This is a genomic window from Pseudomonas sp. WP18, from assembly GCF_036689585.1.
Taxonomy (GTDB): domain Bacteria; phylum Pseudomonadota; class Gammaproteobacteria; order Pseudomonadales; family Pseudomonadaceae; genus Aquipseudomonas; species Aquipseudomonas chlororaphis_E.
Window position 1 is genome coordinate 3,964,920 of record NZ_CP144758.1, and the last position, 18,618, is coordinate 3,983,537.

Here is an 18,618-nt window from a genome sequence, read left to right on the forward strand (position 1 = left end):
AATGCAGTTAAAAACGGGTGTTCTTGAGAAATTCCGCCAACCGTGGCGATTGCGGGCGTTCGAACAATTCCTTCGGCGGGCCCTGCTCTTCGATGCGGCCCTGGTTCATGAACACGATCTTGTCGGAGACCTCGAAGGCAAAGCGCATTTCGTGGGTCACCAGCAGCATGGTCATGCCGTCTTCGGCCAGGCCCTTGATCACGTTCAGCACTTCACCCACCAGTTCGGGGTCGAGGGCCGAGGTCACCTCGTCGAACAGCATCAGGCTGGGGTTCATGGCAATTGCACGGGCAATCGCGACGCGCTGCTGCTGACCGCCGGACAACTGACCGGGAAAGTGATTGCGACGTTCCAGCAGGCCGACCCGCGCCAACCACTTCTCGGCCAGGGCCACCGCTTCGTCCTTGGGCAGTTTTTTCACCTTGAGCAGGCCCAGGGTGACGTTCTGCAAAGCAGTCAGGTGGGGGAACAGGTTGAATTGCTGGAAGGCCATGCCGGTCATGGCCCGATGCCGGGCAATGACCTTCTCGGGGTGGCGCAGGCGCTTGCCGTCGATCTCGTCGTAGCCGATGGCCTCGCCGTCGAGCATGATCCGCCCGCCCTGGAACTCTTCCAGCATGTTCACGCAGCGCAACAGCGTGGTCTTGCCCGAGCCGCTGGAGCCGATCAGCGTGACCACATTGCCGCGCTGCAGGCTCAGGTCCACGCCCTTGAGCACTTCGAGCGGGCCGTATTGTTTGCGCAGGCCACGAATGTCCAGCAGCGGCTGGGCGTTGGAGGAAGTCGAAACATCAGTCATGGCAAGGCCACCCGTTTTTCAATGTGCCGGCCGAGTAACTCGATGGCGTAATTGATGATGAAAAAGAGAAAACCGGCGAACAAGTAGAACTCCAGCGTCATGAAGGTTCGGGCAATGACCTGCTGGGTGCTGAGCAACAGTTCGGCCACCCCGATCACCGACAACAGCGTCGAGGCCTTGACGATCTCGGTGGAGGAATTGACCCAGGTCGGCAGGATCTGCCGCAACGCCTGGGGCAACAACACATAGCTCAGGGCCTGGTAGAACGTCAGGCCGATGGCCTGGCTGGCTTCCATCTGCCCGCGGGGTAACGCCTGCAAGGCACCGCGCACGATCTCGGCCACGTGGGAGCCGCAAAACAGCGTCAGGCCCAGGACACCGGCCTGGAACGCGCCGATCTGCCAGCCCAGCGCCGGGGCCATGTAAAAGCAGGCCAGCACCAGCACGAACACCGGCGTGCCACGAATCAGGTCGACATAGAAGCGAAACGGCGCGCGCATCCAGATTCGGCCATAGGTCAATACCAGCCCGGCGACCAGGCCGATCAAGGTGCCCAGCAAAATCGCCAGTACCGAACACTGCACGCTGGTCACAAAGCCCGCCCACAAGGTGTCCCGCGCAACCCACAACTCATGCAACCAACTGGGGGATTCGTACATGGGAAGCTCCTAACGGCGGATCGCCAGGCGCTGCTCGAAGTACCGCAGCAGCATGGCAATGAGGTAACAGGCCGCGACATACAGGGCCGTGGTAACCAGCCAGGTTTCGATCACCCGGTAGCTCTCCACGTTGATCTTGCGGGCGTAGTAGGTCAGCTCCGGCACGGCAATCGCCGCGGCCAGGGAAGTGTCCTTGAACAGCGAGATGAAGTTGTTCGACAAGGCCGGCAGCACGTTGCGCAGCATCACCGGCACGGTGATGTAGGCCTTCACCTGCCACTCCCCCAGGCCGATCGCCAGGCCCGCTTCACGCTGACCCTTGTGAATGCTCATCAAGCCGCCGCGGAACACCTCGGTCAGGTAGGCCCCGGCGTATAGCGACAGGGTGATGACGAACGACGGCAGCTTGTCCAGGCGAATGCCCAGGCTCGGCAAGGCGAAGTAGATCAACAGGATCAGCACCAGGATCGGCGTATTGCGGATCACCGTCACATACACCGAGGCCAGCACACGCAGGAGGCGGTGCTTGCTCAGCAGCGCGAATGCCATCGCCAGACCGATCACGCAACCGATGGCGATCGACACCAGCGCCAGGGAAAGCCCCAGCCCGAGCCCCGCCAGCAAGGTGTCGAAATCGCGCCAGACGGCGGCAAAGTTCAACTGATAGTTCATGGTCGACAGTACCTTCGGCGGGACGCCCGCGACGGGCATCCCGGGCTCACAGGGTCATTTGTATTCAACGGGGAAACCGATGGCCGGCGACGGCAGGTCCACGCCGAACCATTGCTTGAACGACGCCGCGTAGGTGGGGAATTCCACGCCGGTCATGGCTTCATGCAAGGTGGTGTTGACGAAGTTCAGCCAGTCCTGGTCGCCGCGCTTGACCGCACAGGCATAGGTTTGCGGGCTCCAGGCGTAGGCCGGGCTGCGATAACGGCCGGGGTTCTGCACCATCAGGTACTTCACAGAGGACTGGTCCGTGGCGGCGGCATCGGCACGGCCGGAGTTCACCGCCTGGTACATCAGGTCGACGCTGTCGTACTGGTCGACCTTGGCCTTGGGCAGTGCCTGGTGCACCAGCTCTTCGGCGTAGACGTTCTGCAGCACCGCCACGGTGACACCGTCGCCGGCGGCCTTGAGGTCTTCGATCTCCTTGTACTTGCTGTTGGCCGGCAACAACAGGCCGACCCCTTCGCGGTAGTACGGCAAGGTGAACGCCACCTGCTGGGCACGGCTGGCGGTGACGGTGATGAACTGGCAGCTCATGTCGACCTTGTCGGTCAGCAGGTTGGGGATCCGCGCATCGGAAGACTGCACCACGAACTCGACTTTCTCCGGGTCATTGAACAGGCCCTTGGCGACCATCCGCGCAATGTCGATATCGAACCCCTGCAACTTGCCATCCGCTCCCTGGAAGTGCCACGGGGCATTGGTGCTGCCCGTGCCCACGATCAATTTCCCGCGTTGCAGCACGCTGTCCAGCTTGCTGTCCGCCGCCTGGGCGACACCCACGACCGCCATCGAGGCGGCGAAGAGAAAAACACACGCTTTGAACAAGGAAGGTCGGCGTTGCATGGCTAGCACTCCAGGATGAGTTTATTCCGCTATACCGGAACATGGTTTGTAACAACGGAATAGACAGCAGAAAGTGTGCCACAGCCAAACGGACTTCGGGCCAGGAAAATGGAAAGTGAATGGAATCAGATAGATGGGAAAATCAGCCGTGCGTGACGACGTCGGACGTCATTCCAGGGATTGCTACCGTTGGCTACGACATGCGGGTAACAAGGCCCCAGAACGGTGCCTCGCCCCCTGTGGGGAGCGGGCTCGCTCGCGAAGAGGCCGGCACATCCAACATTGTTGTCGATTGTCACACCGTCTTCGCGGGCAAGCCCGCTCCCACAGGAGGAGGTCGGCGGTATTGCGCTACTTGCGTTTGTAACTCTTGCTGCCGCCGGGCGTGAGGCAATAGACGCCGCCCCGCGGGCCAACGCAGTAACTGCCGCTGCCGCATTGGCAACCGTCGGCCTGCTTGAGTAATGACGAGGGTCGGGTTTCATTGCGAATCCCCAACACAGCGGAACAGGATTTTTTCGAAGCGCTGATGGACCCGTCGTTGCACAGGAACGTGTCACCGTCACAGCCGGCGATCCCGCCCTTGCGCCCGGAACAGGGAGTATTGGCGGCGATGGCCGAAGCACAGACCATCAACAATACAATCGCGACACCGGCGCGAAGCAGACTCGACATTCCGTGACAGCGGTTCATGGCAGCGTCCTGGCTGATAGATGGCCCTATGCTAGCACCTCATCCCTGCCACACCTAGGCTCTGTTTGAAAAGTCTTGAGACGAAGGTCAGGCAAGGCGAAAACCGGCGAGGAAGCGGAGTTTACTGAAGTAAATGAGCATTCCGAGCCGGTTTTCAACGCAGCATGAACGAGTATCAAGGCTTTTCAGACAGAGCCTAGCGTCCGCAGAACCTCACCCTCGACAATGCCCGCAGGTCCCCTTCGCGGTAATAGTCGTCACTCCAGCTGTCATCCACCGCCAGTGGCTTGACCTGCTTGAGGGCCAGTTTCTTGGCGAAGTACCGAAAGCGGTAATGCTCATAGAAACGCAGCAACTCCAGCCCGTAACGGTCGGCCAAGTCGGTGTCGCCCTGGATGATGAGGTAGTTCTCGTCATTGCCGTTGCTGGCGGCGGCGCTCAGGTTGTGGCTGCCGCTGATGATGGTCGGTGTGTCGCTGGTGAAGTCGGTGACGATGGCCTTGGTGTGAACCAGCAGGTTGCCTTTCTGGCCCTTCATGTTTTCCCTGAGCCAGCCTTCCAACCCGGTGTTGAGCAGCGCGGTGGCGGCGAATTGGGCGGTGCGGTCGGCATGGAAACCGGTGATGCGGCTGGCGGTGTTCTGCAGACCGTAGCGCAGTACGTCATCGTTCGGCTGGCCGAGCAAGGCATCGAGGATCCGCTCGGGCAGGACGAACGCGGTGACGAACAACAGGTCCTTGCGGGCGCCGTGGATGATGTCGACGAAACGGTCGAGGTCGCCTTCGCCCGTGCGCGGTGAGAAACCGGCGAACAGTGGCTCTTGCGGCGCCATCGGGTTGTTCAGGGTCAGCCACTGGCGGGTGGCGTCGACGTCCTGCGGTGCGGCCCAGATCTGCTCGAACACCTGGCGATAGCTGTCGCTCACCCGCGGCTCATCCAGCACGTGCACGACATTGGCCTGGCGATAGACACCGTTGGCGGTGAAGTTGGTGCTGCCGCACAGGACCGCTTCCGGTTGCCGCGAACCGGCGCCGTCCACCCGGCTCAGGACGATGAATTTGTCGTGGAAGATGTTGTGGGTGACCCGCCCGCGCTTGTTGGCCGCCGGCAGTTTTTCGAGGCTGGCCTCGTTGCGCTGCGTGGTGTCGTCGCCCGGCTCGGCGTGGTACAGCACCCGCACCTGCGCGCCTCGGGCGAAAGCGGCGTTCACCGCATCGACGATCACCGGTAGTTCGTATTCGTAGATGGCTACGTCCAGGGCCCAGGTGGCATCGAGGGCCCGGTCGATGAAGCCGATCAGGCGTCCCAGCAGGCCGTTTTCCAACCAGCGACGCGGCGCGTCGGGCCAGTCATCGATGGACAGGTTGCGATTGGCGCTGATCAACGCATCCAGCTCGGGAAACTTGCGCTGGAACGCCTGGCTGGCGGCCACGGCTCGGTTGAAGATCACGCGCTGGTTGACCGGCTGCCCGTTATCGCTGGTGACGCTGATGTCCAGGGACTCGCCCAACTGTGGCGCGTCGGGGCTGCCATAGGCCAGGTGCACGCGGTAGTTCATCGTCACGCCGGGGTTGACGGCGTAGTCGGCCCAGCGAAATTTCTGCAACGGCGCCTGGTCGCTGGGTGTGGCGTAAAACTGGGGGAACGTGTGGGCCTTGCCAGGGAAGGTCAGGCTGTTGAACAGGAACAACCAGGGCTTGTCACCCTGCTGTTTCTCGATGGCAAAACCCAGCAGCCCCTTGCGACGGGATTCGGCCAGGTCCATGGCGAGCAGCACGCCGTTGGTGCCAGCGTAGGCCTTGACCCGAAAATCATCCTGGGGATTGGTGACGAGTACGCGCATGGTTCACTCCTGTGAAGTCGCCTCAGCATAGAACAGAGTGGGCAAATCCGATTCCGAGGTGATGCCTTCGCGGGCAAGCCCGCTCCCACAGGGACTGCGACAGGCCGCCGATCAAGTGTGGGAGCTTGCCCGCGAAGGCGTCCGCCCAGACACCTCGGAAACAAGCGCATCAAACCTGGTCGATATGCCGATACTCGGCCCCCAACTGCCCCGCCAATTGCCGGGCACGGCCCAGGCGGATCGGGCCGCGCTCGATGTCGATCAACAGGCTCGGGCAGTCGAGAGGCGACGGCGCCAGCCCCTCCTTCAGCCGTCCATCCGTCATCACCAGCACCCGCTGTTGCTCTGCCGGGTAGCGCTTGCGCCGGGCTCGCAGCCAACGCCCGGCCTCTTGCAACGCGGCCAGCAACGGCGTGCCGCCGCCGGCGCCGAGTGCATCGAGCCAGTGTCGCAGCCCAGTCGAGGCCTTGAGCCCTTGCACTTGCCAGTGCGGAACACTGCCACTGACGGTCAGCAAGGCCAGTCGCGCGCGCTGCCGGTAGGCGTCATCGAACAGTTGCACCAGCAGGCCCTTGCCATCGCTCAAGGCACGATGACGACGGGTCGAGGCCGAGGCATCGACGATGACCAGCCACAGTTCATGGGGCGAGCGATGACGGCGGTGAAAGCGCAGGTCGTCATAGCGTTGGGGACGGCCCTTGAGCAAAGTGCCCGGCCAGTTCACCGCGCCACTGGAGGCGACTTTGCTGCGCCCCTGGCGTCCATCGTCCAACCGCCCCGCCCGGGGCCTGGCATCCGCCCCCACGGCCGAACGGGGGCGAATGCCTAAGGCTTTTTTGGCCAGCTCGGCACGTCACGCCGTGCACCGGTGGGCAAGGCCTGGGCCGGCAAGTCGCCCCACTGGCCCTGGCCTTCGTTGGGCTGGGCCGCGCGATCGCCCGTCGAGGGTGCCTGGGACGGCGCAGGGGCCGGGCTCGAGTGCCCGCGCCGCCGATGGCGCAAGGCGAACTCGGCGACGGCGTCGATATCTTCATCAGCGATGGCCTGTGCCCCACGCCAGGCCGCGTGGGCCCGGGCCGCCCGCAACCAGACCAGGTCGGCACGCAGGCCATCGACCCCAGCGGCAAAACAGCGCTCGGTGATCTGGGCGAGCGTCACGTCATCCAGGGCGATCCCGGTCAGGCGGTCGCGGGCCTGCTGGCAGCGTTCACGCAGGGCCTGCTGGGCGCTTTCCCAGTGCGCGCAGAAGGCGGCCGGGTCAGTGTCGAAATCCAACCGCCGACGAATGATCTGCCCGCGTTCAGCCGCAGGGGTGTGCCCGTCGAGGGCCACGTTCAGGCCAAACCGGTCGAGCAATTGTGGGCGCAGCTCGCCCTCTTCCGGGTTCATGGTGCCGATCAGCACAAACCGCGCCGGGTGCCGATGGGAGATGCCGTCGCGCTCGATCAGGTTGGTGCCGCTGGCCGCCACGTCCAACAGCAGGTCCACCAGATGATCAGGCAGCAGGTTCACTTCATCGACGTACAACACGCCGCCATCGGCCTTGGCCAGCACACCGGGAGAAAACTGCGCGCGCCCTTCCCCCAGCGCCGCGTCCAGATCAAGGGTGCCCACCAGGCGTTCCTCGGTGGCGCCCAAGGGCAAAGTGACGAACTGACCGCTGGCCAACAGGTCGGCGAGGCCCCGGGCCAGGGTGGACTTGGCCATGCCACGCGGCCCCTCGATCAGTACACCGCCGATCTTCGGGTCGATGGCGGCCAGGCACAGCGCCAGTTTCAGATCATCGGCGCCGACCACGGCGGAGAGTGGGAAATGAGGGGTGTCGATCATGTGGAGGATCTCATAAATGTTCGATAGTCCGCTGTGGCGAGGGAGCTTGCTCCCGCTGGGGCGCGAAGCGGCCCCAAACCGGCCAACGCGGTGCACCTGAAGTGTCGCGTTGCCTGGATTACGACTGCTGCGCAGCCGAGCGGGAGCAAGCTCCCTCGCCACAAGTGCACCTCAGCCATCTTCTTCAATGTCCAACAGCAAATTCTCCAACGCCTCGCGGTAGTCGCCCGGCGCCTGCCACATGCCCCGCTGTTGCGCTTCGAGCATGCGTTCGGTCATGTCGCGCAGGGCATCGGGGTTGTGCTGGCGGACAAACGCCCGGGTGTCCGGGTCGAGCAGGTAGGCGTCGGCCAGCAACGCGTACTGATGGTCGTCGATCAGTTGCGTGGTGGCGTCGAAGGCGAACAGATTGTCCACCGTCGCCGCCAGCTCGAACGCGCCCTTGTAGCCGTGACGCTTGACCCCGTCGATCCACTTCGGGTTGGCCGCCCGGGAGCGGATGACGCGGTTGAGTTCTTCCTTCAGGGTGCGGATCCGCGGCAGGTCAGGCTGGCTGTGATCGCCGTGGTAACTGGCCGCCTTTTGCCCGCTCAAGGTCTCCACCGCGGCCAGCATGCCGCCCTGGAACTGGTAGTAATCGTTGGAATCGAGCACGTCGTGTTCGCGGTTGTCCTGGTTCTGCAACACCGCCTGCGCCTGGCTCAAGCGCCGGGAAAACGGCTCCCGGGCGGCAGTGCCTTCGTCGTGGGCACCGTAAGCGTAGCCACCCCAATTCAGGTACACCTCGGCCAGGTCCTCGCGGCTCTGCCACAGGCGCCCGTCGATGGCGCCCTGCACGCCCGCGCCATAGGCACCCGGCTTGGCGCCGAAGATCCGCCAGCCGGCCTGCCGGGCCGCCGCCTCTGCCGTCAGGCCCGACGCCAGCAAGCTGTCACGCTCGCTGCGCACCTTGGCGGCCAGGGGGTTCATGTCGGCCGGTTCATCGAGGTCCGCGACCGCTTGCACCGCCGCATCGAACAGGCGAATCAGGTTGGCGAAGGCATCGCGGAAGAATCCGGAGACTCGCAGCGTCACATCGACCCGAGGCCGGTCCAGCAGACTCAGCGGCAAGATCTCGAAATCGTCCACCCGCTGGCTGCCGGTGGCCCAGACCGGGCGCACACCCATCAACGCCATGGCCTGGGCGATGTCATCGCCGCCGGTGCGCATGGTCGCGGTGCCCCACACCGACAGGCCGAGCTGGCGCAGGTGGTCGCCGTGATCCTGCAAGTGCCGTTCGAGCATCAGGTTGGCCGATTGGAACCCGATGCGCCACGCCGTGGTGGTGGGCAGGTTGCGCACGTCTACCGAGAAAAAGTTACGCCCGGTGGGCAGCACGTCCAGGCGGCCGCGACTCGGCGCACCGCTGGGGCCGGCCGGCACGAAGCGCCCGCCCAAGGCATCGAGCAGGCCGCGCATTTCCGCCGGGCCGCAGGCGTCCAGACGCGGGGCGACGACGCTGCGCAGGTTTTCGACGATGCTGCGCACCGTTTCCCAGCCCGGTGCCTCCAGCCACAGGACGTCGCCTGCCAGCGCTTGCTCGATCAAGCGCGCCGCGAACAGCTCCAGGCGCTCGCGCGTATCGCCGGCGGTGCGCCAGGGTTCGGCACTGACCTGCTGCAACGCCTCGGGACAAGGGCCGGCCCAGGGGTCGGCCAAGGCGCAATCCAGCGGATCGAAGCCCAGTTCAAAGGCGTTCGACAGCGCCCGCAGCAGGCTCGACTGTGCACCCTTGCCGTCGCCGCGGGGAATGCGCAGCAACGCCAGCAACGTGTCGATGCGCAGCCGTCCGCTAGGCGACTCGCCGAAGATGTGCAGGCCATCGCGGATCTGCGACTCCTTCAGGTCGCACAGGTAGGTGTCCAGGCGCGGCAGCCAGACCGCCGCGTCGGCGTCAGCATCCAGTTGCAGTTCGCGGTCGATGTGGGTTTCGCGCACCAGGTTCAGGATGTCCCGCTGCAATTCTCGGGCGCGGCGCGGATCGAGCAGTTGCGCCTCGTAGTACTCGTCGGCCAGCCGTTCGAGGTCGCGCAGCGGCCCGTAGGTTTCGGCGCGGGTCAGCGGCGGCATCAGGTGGTCGATGATCACCGCCTGGGTCCGGCGCTTGGCCTGGGCGCCCTCGCCCGGGTCGTTGACGATGAACGGATAGATATTCGGCAGCGGGCCCAACAGCGCGTCCGGCCAGCAGCTTTCCGACAAACCGACACCCTTGCCTGGCAGCCATTCGAGGTTGCCGTGCTTGCCGACATGGATCACCGCGTGGGCGCCGTAGGTGTGGCGCAACCAGAAATAGAACGCCAGGTAGCCGTGGGGCGGCACCAGGTCCGGGTCGTGGTAGACCGCACTCGGGTCGACCTGATAGCCCCGCGCCGGCTGGATGCCGACGAACGTCAGGCCCAGGCGCAGGCCGGCGATCATCAGGCGGCCGTCGCGGAACATCGGGTCCTGCTCGGGCGCCCCCCAGCGCGCCAGCACCGCCTGGCGATTGGCATCAGGCAGTGCGTCGAACAGCGCCTGGTAGGCCTCGACGGCCAGGCTCTGGTGACACGGCCGCAGGTCGAGGCTGTCCAGGTCGTTGCTGACCCCACCGAGCAACTGCTGAATCAGCGCAGTGCCGCTCGCCGGCAGTTCGGCCGGCAGCGGATAACCCTCGTTGTGCAGGGCCCGCAGGATATTCAACGCGGCGGCCGGGGTGTCCAGGCCCACGCCGTTGCCGATGCGGCCGTCCCGGGTCGGGTAGTTGGCCAGGATCAGCGCCACCCGCTTTTCCCCGTTGGGCACCCGCGCCAGGGCGCTCCAGCGCCGGGCCAGTTGCGCAACGAAGTCCATGCGCTCGGGCACGGCCCGGTAGCAGACCACATCGCTCTGGCTGCGCTCGCTGCGCCAGGCCAGGTCCTTGAAACTGATGGGCCGGCTGATGATTCGCCCGTCCAGCTCCGGCAAGGCAATGTGCATCGCCAAGTCCCGCGGCCCCAGGCCTTGTTCGCTGGCACGCCAGCCGGGTTCGTTGTCCTGAGCGCAGATCGCCTGGATCACCGGAATGTCGCGGCGAAACGGCCGCAAGTGAGGGGCTTCCGGACTGGATTGGGCGAACCCGGTGGTGTTGAGGATCACCCCCGCCTCGACCTCATCCAGCCAATCCTCGACCTGCGCCAGGCAGGCCGGCTCCTTGAGGCTTGCGACGGCCATGGGCAACGGGTTGAGCCCCGCTGCTTGCAGGCGCTGACAGAATACGTCGATGAAGGCGGTGTTCGCCGCTTGCAGGTGCGAGCGATAAAACAGCAGGGCCGCCACCGGCTGGCTGGCCTGCCAGTCGGCTTGCCAATCGCCGAGGCTGGCGTTGGTGTTTTGCGGGTGATAGATCGCCGTACGCGGCAGGGCCTGCGGTTCGTCCCACGGGTAATCGCGACCGAACCATTGGCTGGCTAGGTTATAGAACAGATTCAGGGCATTGCCCAGGCCACCCTGGCGCAAGAACTGCCAGAGCCGGTCGCGCCCCTCGAAGGGCACGTTGCTGAGATCACTCAGCTCCGGGTCAGGCCGATCGTCACCCGGCACCAGGATCAACGTCACCCCGCGCCCAGCCAATTCCATCAGCCGTTCAATGCCGTAGCGCCAATAGCCGATGCCGCCGTGCAGCGACAGCAGGATGACCTTGGCGTGGCGCAGCACGTCGTCGAAATACAGGTCTACCGAGGCGTGGTTCTGCACCTGCATCGGGTTGGCAAGGCGAAACGGCGGGTAGTCGTCCGGCAACTGCCGCGCCGCTTCGGCCAGCAGCGCCAGGCTGGAGTCGCCGCTGCACAGGATCACCAGCTCGGCGGGGGTTTGCCCCAGGTCGGCAATGTTGTCGTCCGCTACAAAGCCGCCCGGCTGGGTCCTGAGCAGGTGCATGGCTTAGACGCTGAGGGCGGCGCGCAGCTGCACTTCGAGCAGACCGGCGTCCAGCGCCTGGCCGATCAGCACCAGGCGGGTGACCCGCGCTTCATCGGCGCCCCATTGGCGATCGAAATGCTTGTCGAAACGCGTGCCGACACCCTGGACCAGCAAGCGCATCGGCTTGTTCGGGATGGCCGCGAAACCCTTGACCCGCAGCACGCCATGTTGCACCACCAGTTGAGTGAGCGCGTCCAGCAACAGGCTCTCGTCAGCCTGGGGCAGTTCGATGGAGATGGAGTCGAAAGCGTCGTGATCATGGTCATCTTCGTCGCCATCATGGTGATGGTCGTGATGGCTGTGGCGAGCGTCGATGTGTTCTTCGGAGCCGGCGCCCAGGCCGATCAACACGTCCAGTGGCAGGCGGCCGCTGCTGGCTTCGATGACCTTGACCGCCGGCGGCAACTCCTCGGCCACTTCCAGACGGACTTTCGCCAGGTCTTCGGGGCTGATCAGGTCGGCCTTGTTGAGGATCACCAGGTCGGCGCTCGCCAGTTGATCGGCGAACAGTTCGTGCAGCGGCGATTCGTGGTCCAGGTTCGGATCGAGTTTGCGCATGGCGTCCACCTGGTCGGGGAACGCAGCGAAAGTGCCAGCCGCCACGGCAGGGCTGTCGACCACGGTGATGACCGCGTCGACGGTGCAGGCGCTGCGGATTTCCGGCCACTGGAAAGCCTGGACCAACGGTTTGGGCAAGGCCAGCCCGGAGGTTTCGATGAGGATGTGGTCAAGGTCGCCGCGCCGGGCCACCAGCTCGCGCATCACCGGGAAGAACTCTTCCTGCACCGTGCAGCACAGACAGCCGTTGGCCAGCTCGTAGACGCGGCCGTTGGCTTCTTCTTCGGTGCAACCGATGGAGCACTGTTTGAGGATCTCACCGTCGATGCCCAGCTCGCCGAATTCGTTGACGATCACCGCGATGCGGCGACCCTGGGCGTTGTCGAGCATGTGCCGCAGCAACGTGGTTTTACCCGAGCCGAGGAAACCGGTGACGATGGTGACGGGGAGTTTGGCCAGTGTTTTCATCGGATGCCCTTTGGCAAGGTGGCGGGCAAACGGGACGACAACCGCAGGCACAGGGGTGCGCGGAAGATTTCGCCACCGGATCACCCCGCCCGGTTGTAGTGAGAATCTGTCTCGAGGCAGGTCTCCTGGCTGACGGCGGGGCCGGCCCGGCTTTGACAAAGCCTGGGCAGGCAATTCCTGCGCCTTCCCGTGCACATGCACAGTGGCCCGGCAGGAACGTCACCGTTCACAGTTGCGGGGGCAGCCGCGGCTTGGACCGCGTTCCCTTCTTAGCTTCGGCGCGAACCGAAGAACCTCGAAGGCGCAAGGCTACGCAGGGAGTGCGGGCGGGTCAATCTCCACAAGTAAGCTCTGCGGTGTCCTTGCTACCGCCATCGCGAGCAAGCTCGCTCCCACATTGGATCTGCATAGGTCTTGAATTTTGGGCCCGACGCAAATCCTTGTGTGGGAGCGAGCTTGCTCGCGATTGGGCAGCGCAGCGGCCCTCTCTCCGCATTGACGCCCCGCCCCCGCCCATGCTCTCCTGTGCGCCTAGTTACGGGTGCCCTTCACAGGGTGAAACGGGAAACCGGTGAATCGTGTGCTTTACTTCAAGGCCACGTCAGTCCGGTGCTGCCCCCGCAACGGTAAGCGAGCGAAGCGTCTTAACCACTGTGCCCATGGCATGGGAAGGTGACGCTTGCCGGCAAGGCCCAGCCCCTGCCCCTCGCGAGCCCGGAGACCGGCCCATGACTCAAGCATCAACAAACCCGCGGTGGGCGGGCGCTGTTCGAACCTTGGCGACCTGCGCCAGGGTTTTCATTGCGCTCGATTTACCCACTGGACGAGACAAGAACAGAGGGAAGCGCCATGTCGACCATCAGCAGCACCGTTCGTACCGCCAGCAGCACCACCACCCTGAGCCAGCGCCTGAGCGCGGCGATCCTCGCCTCGATCCTGGGTGCCGGGCTGGTCTATTTCGCCGGGTTCTCTCACATCGAAGCGGTGCACAACGCTGCCCACGACACCCGCCACAGCGCCGCCTTTCCGTGCCATTGAGACCTGACGACATGATCAAGCGTATCGCCCAGACCGCCGGTTTCAGTGGATTGCTGGCCGCCCTGCTGCTGACCCTCCTGCAAAGTTTCTGGGTATCGCCGCTGATTCTCCAGGCCGAGACCTATGAAAAAGCCCCCGCGGCCGAAGTCCACGAGCACGCGGCCGGGGTCGCCCATACCCATGACGCCGAAGCCTGGGAGCCGGAAGACGGCTGGCAGCGCGTGCTGTCCACCACGGGCGGCAACCTGGTGGTTGCGGTGGGCTTTGCGCTGATGCTGGCCGGCTTGTACACCTTGCGCGCACCGACCCGCACCGCCCAGGGCCTGCTCTGGGGGCTGGCCGGCTACGCCACGTTCGTCCTGGCACCGACACTCGGCTTGCCGCCGGAGTTGCCCGGCACGGCGGCGGCTGACCTGGCCCAGCGGCAGATGTGGTGGATTGGCACCGCCGCGTCCACCGCGGTGGGCATCGCCCTGATCGCCTTCGGCCGGCACTGGCTGCTCAAGCTGCTGGGCGTGGCAACCCTGCTGGTGCCCCACGTCATTGGCGCACCGCAACCGGAGGTCCATTCGATGCTGGCACCCGAAGCCCTTGAAACCCAGTTCAAGATCGCCTCGCAGCTGACCAACGTGGCGTTCTGGCTGGCCCTGGGCCTGATCAGCGCCTGGCTGTTCCGCCGTGACGGCCAAGCCCACCACGAGGCATGAACAGCCGCTCTTCCCAGGCTGCGCCGACCCTGGTGATCGGCCTGGGCTGCCAGCGTGGTTGTCCGGCCAGCGCGTTGCGCGCCTTGCTGGAGCAAACCCTGCAAGCCCACGGCATCGACCTTGATCACGTGCAGGCCCTGGCCAGTATCGACCTCAAGCAGAACGAAGCGGGCCTGCTGGAACTGGCCGAGCATCTGGCGCTGCCGCTGGTGTGCTTCAGTGCCGAACAGTTGGCCGGTTATCAGGACCGTCTCAGCCACCGCTCCGACATCGCCTTCGAACGGACCGGCTGCTACGGCATCGCCGAAAGCGCCGCCCTGGCTCTGGCCGACCGCTGGGGCACGGCACCGGCCACGCTGCTGATTACCCGCCAGCGAGGCCTCAAGAGCACGCTGGCCTTGGCGGTCGTGGCGTAAATCCCGATAATCCGCGCCCAGGATCATGAGCGATCTTCATCCAAGCGCCACTCACCTACCCTGCAGGAGCCGGTCATGACCGTTTACTTCATCGGCGCCGGCCCCGGCGACCCGGAACTTATCACCGTCAAGGGCCAGCGGCTGATCCGCAGCTGCGCCGTGATTATCTACGCCGGCTCCCTGGTGCCGGCCGCCGTGCTGGAAGGCCACCGCGCCGAGCAGGTGATCAACAGCGCCGAACTGCACCTCGAACAGATCATCGAATTGATCAGGGCGGCCCACCTCAAAGGCCAGGATGTCGCCCGGGTGCATTCCGGGGACCCGAGCCTGTATGGCGCCATCGGTGAGCAGATTCGCTGCCTGCGGGCGTTGGAGATTCCGTTCGAGATCATTCCGGGCGTTACCGCAACGTCCGCCTGCGCCGCCCTGCTGGGCGCCGAGCTGACCCTGCCGGACGTGTCCCAGAGCGTCATCCTGACCCGTTACGCCGACAAGACCGCCATGCCCGCCGGGGAGGAGCTGGGCAGCCTGGCGCAACACGGCGCAACCCTGGCGGTTCACCTGGGGGTCAATCATCTGGAAAAAATCGTGGCTGAACTGCTGCCCCACTACGGCGCGGATTGTCCGGTCGCCGTGATCCACCGGGCCACCTGGCCGGATCAGGATTGGGCCGTGGGCACGCTGGCGGACATCGCTGCAAAGGTCCAGGCCAAGGGCTTTCGCCGCACGGCGCTGATCCTGGTGGGACGGGTGCTGGGCAATGATGTGTTCAGCGAGTCATCGCTGTACCGCGCCGGGCATGCGCACCTCTACAGGCCCTGAGCCGTCAGCCGGATCGACCCGAATCCCTGTGGGAGCGGGCTTGCTCGCGAAAACGGTGTATCAGGTGGCTGACGTGCTGTATGTACCGCCGCCTTCGCGAGCAAGCTCGCTCCCACAGGACTCACCGCAATCCTTGTGGGAGCGAGCTTGCTCGCGAAGCGGTAGCCCAGCCTGCGCCAATCAGTAGTAGGCGTTCTCTTTCTGGGTGTGGTCGGTCACGTCGCGCACGCCCTTGAGCTCAGGGATGCGCTCGAGCAGGGTGCGCTCGATGCCTTCCTTCAGGGTCACGTCGGCCTGGCCGCAGCCTTGGCAGCCGCCGCCGAACTGGAGCACGGCGATGCCGTCTTCCACCACGTCGATCAGCGACACCTGGCCGCCGTGGCTGGCCAGCCCCGGGTTGATTTCGGTTTGCAGGTAGTAGTTGATGCGCTCGTTGATCGGGCTGTCGGCATTGACCATCGGCACCTTGGCGTTAGGCGCCTTGATGGTCAGCTGGCCGCCCATGCGGTCGGTGGCGTAGTCGACCACGGCATCATCGAGAAACGCTTCGCTGAACGAATCGATGTAGGCGGTGAAGCTCTTGAGCCCCAGCGCGGTGTCTTCGGGTTTCTCTTCCCCGGGCTTGCAGTAGGCAATGCAGGTTTCAGCGTACTGAGTGCCGGGCTGGGTGATGAAGATACGGATCCCGATCCCCGGGGTGTTCTGCTTGGACAGCAGGTCGGCCAGGTAATCGTGGGCGGCATCGGTAATGGTTATGGCGGTCATGGAAACTCCTCGCAGGCTTGCCGGCAGTTTACGCCAATCATCGCGCCGGACAAAGTCCCAGTATTTTTGTCAGGAAAGCAGCCGGCGACACGATCCGCGAAGCCGGCCGTTCACGTCAGAGGTTCTGGTAGCGGTTCATGTCCAGCACACCGGCTTCCAACGGCTCCGTCTCGTGGATGTACTGGCTCAGGTCGTGGAAGTAGAACCAGAACTGCGGGTGACTGCGGCGAATCCCCCAGCGCTCGACAATCCGCTCGAACGCCGGCTCGTCCTGGGCGCTTTCCATGGCATCGACGAACGCCGGCACCTGCCCGGCCGGGATGTTGAAGATGAAGTTGGGGTAGCTGCTGAGCACCCCGGGGTACACCGTCAAGGTGTCCAGGCCGGGTTGGTAACGCAGTTCCTCGCCCAGCAGGAACGCCACGTTGCTGTGGGCCCGGTTGCGCATCAGGCTGTAGACCTCACGGTGGCCGCCAGGGGTTTCGACCCGCAGCAGGGTTGCTTCGGGCAGTTGATTGATGACACTGAGCCCCGCCGCCGGGCGTGACACCAGGCGGCTGAGGGCCTGCTCGGCGTTCTGCAGGGCCGGATCGATGTTCGGCCGCGAGCAATAGGCGCCCTCGCAGCGGTTGATCGGGTCGGGCCGCGCGTTCAGCTCGCCATAGCGAGCCAGCAATTGGCGGGTGAAATCGCGCATCGGGTCGTGTTCATCGAGCTTGAGCGCGGTCGGCTTGTCATCGTCGATGGCCTCGTAATCGAGCCACATCTTGAACTTGCCCCCGGACTGGTACCAGTCGTCAAGGTAGGCTTCGCGGGAATCGGCCGGCATCAGGCGCAGGAAGTTCTGCTCGGCGCCGTTGCGGATCAGGTCGAAGTACAGCCGGGTCTGGGCCTGGTGGGACACATTGCCGAACACATCGAAGTTCACCGCCAACTGGTAATAGGTGCGCTCCAGCAGCGGGAAATCGAACAGCCACATCGTCTGCGGCACGTCGCCGATCAATCCCTTGGTCACCGAGGCGCTGTCGAAATGCCGGAAGATGCTCAACAGCGCATTGTCATTACCGGCCCACAACGTCGACCAACTCGGCGGCGGCAGCTCGGCGTAGTTGTCGCGGCGCAACGCTTCGTACGCGTTGCGCTTGTCGCGGTAGTCGCGCCACAAGCTCAGGACGCTGCCGACGTCGTCATTCTGTCCCGGCATCGCCAGCAACGGCGTGGCCTGGCCACGATAGTTCGGGTCGGTGATGTACAGGTCATGCTCGGGGGCCTGGAACAGCGCCCAGAAATTGTCGCGGATCACGTCGGTGGCGATCTGACCCCGGCACACCGGCCCACGGATGAAGGTGCGCACGAAGTACTCGGCGTTATCGAGCATGAACTGGTAGCGCGCCTGGGCCGGGATCGCCTCGAAGGTGGAGAACGGATTGGCCCGACGCTCCGGCCCATAGCCCGGCAACGCGCTGACCTGCCACTTGCCGCTGTAGAACAGGCTCTTGATCCGCGCCATCTTGGCCGGGCTCAAGCCATAGGTGATGTGGGTCTTGTGCACGATCACCCCCTGCACCGGCCACAGCCGGTAATAGATGCGGGTGCCGGGATCGTCGTTCGGGCGGCGGGTGTTGATCAGGTCGATGGGCTGGCCGGTGGGCGTGCGTGAGCGCACCCACTGGAAGAAATGCCCCGGCTCGCCGTCCTTGAAATAGATGTGCGCCAGAAACCAGTGCTCGAACAACCAGCGCCCCACCAGGCTTTCCCGGGCGCCAGGCGCATTGAGCAGGTTCTCCCACTGCACCACCTGCAAGGCCTCGGCAGCGCTCGGGGCCAGGGCCTGCTGGTCGATGGGCGCACCGGCCGCCAGCCAGCGCTGCAACGTCTGGTACTGCTGGTCGGTCAGACCGGTGACGGCCAGGGGCATGCCTTCGCGCGGATGTGCGGCGGCATACTCGTCGAATTGCCCCGGCACCGCGCAACTGTTGTCGCGGTTGAGCCCGAGCACGATGTCTTCGGGCAGCTTGGCGTTGGGCGTCAGTGGCGTGCGGTGGCCCAGTTCCAGCACCCGCGCCATCAACGCCGCCTGGCTGCCCTGGGCATCGAGTACCGAATAGAACCCCTTGCGCTGCCAGGCCCGCTGGCCGGACGCGTCATAGAACAACCGGGTCGGCTCCGCCGCCACTCGCCGCTCACCGTCATACACCGACAGTTTGCTCGCGCCCCGGGCCACGCCTTCGCCGCTGCCCAGGTTCAACTGGCAGGCGGAGTCGTAGCAGGCGTGGCAGGCCACGCATTTCTCCGTGAAGATCGGCTGGATGTCGCGCGTGTAGGAAAGTGCCGGGACGGGATCCCCGGCCACTGCAATGAAAGACCACAGCAGCAGCAGACTGCCGACGAAAACCCGGTACGGCATGTCGCGGATCCTGAAAGAAAGTCCGGCGATTCTACCGGGCCAGCACTCCCTTGCAAACATGAG

At 64.8% G+C, this 18,618-nt stretch carries 16 protein-coding genes and 2 riboswitches; of the genes, 4 read left to right on the top strand and 12 right to left on the bottom strand.

Annotated features, from left to right (window positions below; genetic code table 11):
- Positions 1 to 7 precede the first annotated feature (7 nt).
- The 10 genes from V5F23_RS17455 to cobW all read right to left on the bottom strand — a co-directional run bounded on the left by V5F23_RS17455 (position 8) and on the right by cobW (position 12,400).
- Positions 8 to 799 (bottom strand): amino acid ABC transporter ATP-binding protein, encoded by a 792-nt coding sequence (locus V5F23_RS17455; RefSeq protein ID WP_042731865.1) that lies wholly within the window; start codon positions 797 to 799, stop codon positions 8 to 10.
- On the bottom strand, positions 796 to 1,458 hold the full coding sequence (locus V5F23_RS17460) for an amino acid ABC transporter permease (protein WP_042731864.1): 663 nt from the start codon (positions 1,456 to 1,458) through the stop codon (positions 796 to 798). Before V5F23_RS17460 ends, V5F23_RS17455 begins: the two co-directional genes overlap by 4 nt.
- A gap of 9 nt (positions 1,459 to 1,467) precedes the next feature.
- Positions 1,468 to 2,130, bottom strand: coding sequence for an amino acid ABC transporter permease (locus V5F23_RS17465; protein WP_042731870.1), 663 nt, complete (start codon positions 2,128 to 2,130; stop codon positions 1,468 to 1,470).
- 54 nt (positions 2,131 to 2,184) lie between these two features.
- The gene (locus V5F23_RS17470; protein ID WP_042731863.1) at positions 2,185 to 3,033 is read right to left on the bottom strand and encodes a transporter substrate-binding domain-containing protein; all 849 of its coding nucleotides are present in this window, start codon (positions 3,031 to 3,033) and stop codon (positions 2,185 to 2,187) included.
- 351 nt (positions 3,034 to 3,384) lie between these two features.
- A complete protein-coding gene (locus V5F23_RS17475; RefSeq protein ID WP_042731862.1) occupies positions 3,385 to 3,726 on the bottom strand; it encodes a hypothetical protein in 342 nt (113 codons plus the stop codon).
- Positions 3,727 to 3,922: 196 nt separating this feature from the next.
- A complete protein-coding gene (locus V5F23_RS17480) occupies positions 3,923 to 5,569 on the bottom strand; it encodes a phospholipase D-like domain-containing protein (protein ID WP_212802777.1) in 1,647 nt (548 codons plus the stop codon).
- A 169-nt stretch (positions 5,570 to 5,738) separates the two neighbouring features.
- Positions 5,739 to 6,374 carry a VWA domain-containing protein gene (locus tag V5F23_RS17485; protein ID WP_202595593.1) on the bottom strand — a complete coding sequence of 212 codons (636 nt, stop codon included), beginning with the start codon at positions 6,372 to 6,374 and terminating at the stop codon, positions 5,739 to 5,741.
- 20 nt (positions 6,375 to 6,394) lie between these two features.
- Entirely contained in the window at positions 6,395 to 7,399 is a 1,005-nt protein-coding gene (locus V5F23_RS17490) for an AAA family ATPase (protein WP_042732887.1), read from the bottom strand.
- Between the two features lie 171 nt (positions 7,400 to 7,570).
- Positions 7,571 to 11,332: a cobaltochelatase subunit CobN gene (gene cobN / locus V5F23_RS17495; RefSeq protein WP_338495860.1), complete on the bottom strand. Its 3,762-nt coding sequence runs from the start codon at positions 11,330 to 11,332 to the stop codon at positions 7,571 to 7,573.
- 3 nt (positions 11,333 to 11,335) lie between these two features.
- Positions 11,336 to 12,400: a cobalamin biosynthesis protein CobW gene (gene cobW / locus V5F23_RS17500; RefSeq protein ID WP_042732902.1), complete on the bottom strand. Its 1,065-nt coding sequence runs from the start codon at positions 12,398 to 12,400 to the stop codon at positions 11,336 to 11,338.
- 97 nt (positions 12,401 to 12,497) lie between these two features.
- Positions 12,498 to 12,713: riboswitch (cobalamin riboswitch) on the bottom strand.
- 209 nt (positions 12,714 to 12,922) lie between these two features.
- Positions 12,923 to 13,145: riboswitch (cobalamin riboswitch) on the top strand.
- A gap of 104 nt (positions 13,146 to 13,249) precedes the next feature.
- Here cobW and V5F23_RS17505 point away from each other — a divergent pair.
- The 4 genes from V5F23_RS17505 (at position 13,250) to cobM (ending at position 15,383) form a co-directional block, all read left to right on the top strand.
- Complete coding sequence (locus V5F23_RS17505) at positions 13,250 to 13,438, top strand: CbtB-domain containing protein (RefSeq protein ID WP_047739106.1); 189 nt, start codon at positions 13,250 to 13,252, stop codon at positions 13,436 to 13,438.
- An 11-nt stretch (positions 13,439 to 13,449) separates the two neighbouring features.
- Entirely contained in the window at positions 13,450 to 14,145 is a 696-nt protein-coding gene (locus V5F23_RS17510) for a CbtA family protein (protein ID WP_047739107.1), read from the top strand.
- Positions 14,142 to 14,561, top strand: a complete 420-nt coding sequence (locus V5F23_RS17515) for a cobalamin biosynthesis protein (protein ID WP_042728919.1) — start codon at positions 14,142 to 14,144, stop codon at positions 14,559 to 14,561. Before V5F23_RS17510 ends, V5F23_RS17515 begins: the two co-directional genes overlap by 4 nt.
- A 75-nt stretch (positions 14,562 to 14,636) precedes the next feature.
- Entirely contained in the window at positions 14,637 to 15,383 is a 747-nt protein-coding gene (gene cobM, locus V5F23_RS17520) for a precorrin-4 C(11)-methyltransferase (RefSeq protein WP_338495863.1), read from the top strand.
- Between the two features lie 180 nt (positions 15,384 to 15,563).
- Here cobM and nfuA read toward each other — a convergent pair whose 3' ends face one another.
- Both nfuA and V5F23_RS17530 read right to left on the bottom strand, forming a co-directional pair.
- Positions 15,564 to 16,148, bottom strand: coding sequence for a Fe-S biogenesis protein NfuA (gene nfuA / locus V5F23_RS17525; protein ID WP_024781251.1), 585 nt, complete (start codon positions 16,146 to 16,148; stop codon positions 15,564 to 15,566).
- Between the two features lie 115 nt (positions 16,149 to 16,263).
- Positions 16,264 to 18,555, bottom strand: a complete 2,292-nt coding sequence (locus V5F23_RS17530; RefSeq protein WP_338495866.1) for a fatty acid cis/trans isomerase — start codon at positions 18,553 to 18,555, stop codon at positions 16,264 to 16,266.
- Positions 18,556 to 18,618 lie beyond the last annotated feature (63 nt).

Coding starts and splice junctions, on each gene's coding strand:
- V5F23_RS17455 (WP_042731865.1), bottom strand. CDS start 799: ATGACTGATGTTTCGACTTCCTCCAACGCCCAGCCGCTGCTGGACATT.
- V5F23_RS17460 (WP_042731864.1), bottom strand. CDS start 1,458: ATGTACGAATCCCCCAGTTGGTTGCATGAGTTGTGGGTTGCGCGGGAC.
- V5F23_RS17465 (WP_042731870.1), bottom strand. CDS start 2,130: ATGAACTATCAGTTGAACTTTGCCGCCGTCTGGCGCGATTTCGACACC.
- V5F23_RS17470 (WP_042731863.1), bottom strand. CDS start 3,033: ATGCAACGCCGACCTTCCTTGTTCAAAGCGTGTGTTTTTCTCTTCGCC.
- V5F23_RS17475 (WP_042731862.1), bottom strand. CDS start 3,726: ATGAACCGCTGTCACGGAATGTCGAGTCTGCTTCGCGCCGGTGTCGCG.
- V5F23_RS17480 (WP_212802777.1), bottom strand. CDS start 5,569: ATGCGCGTACTCGTCACCAATCCCCAGGATGATTTTCGGGTCAAGGCC.
- V5F23_RS17490 (WP_042732887.1), bottom strand. CDS start 7,399: ATGATCGACACCCCTCATTTCCCACTCTCCGCCGTGGTCGGCGCCGAT.
- cobN (WP_338495860.1), bottom strand. CDS start 11,332: ATGCACCTGCTCAGGACCCAGCCGGGCGGCTTTGTAGCGGACGACAAC.
- cobW (WP_042732902.1), bottom strand. CDS start 12,400: ATGAAAACACTGGCCAAACTCCCCGTCACCATCGTCACCGGTTTCCTC.
- V5F23_RS17505 (WP_047739106.1), top strand. CDS start 13,250: ATGTCGACCATCAGCAGCACCGTTCGTACCGCCAGCAGCACCACCACC.
- V5F23_RS17510 (WP_047739107.1), top strand. CDS start 13,450: ATGATCAAGCGTATCGCCCAGACCGCCGGTTTCAGTGGATTGCTGGCC.
- V5F23_RS17515 (WP_042728919.1), top strand. CDS start 14,142: ATGAACAGCCGCTCTTCCCAGGCTGCGCCGACCCTGGTGATCGGCCTG.
- cobM (WP_338495863.1), top strand. CDS start 14,637: ATGACCGTTTACTTCATCGGCGCCGGCCCCGGCGACCCGGAACTTATC.
- nfuA (WP_024781251.1), bottom strand. CDS start 16,148: ATGACCGCCATAACCATTACCGATGCCGCCCACGATTACCTGGCCGAC.
- V5F23_RS17530 (WP_338495866.1), bottom strand. CDS start 18,555: ATGCCGTACCGGGTTTTCGTCGGCAGTCTGCTGCTGCTGTGGTCTTTC.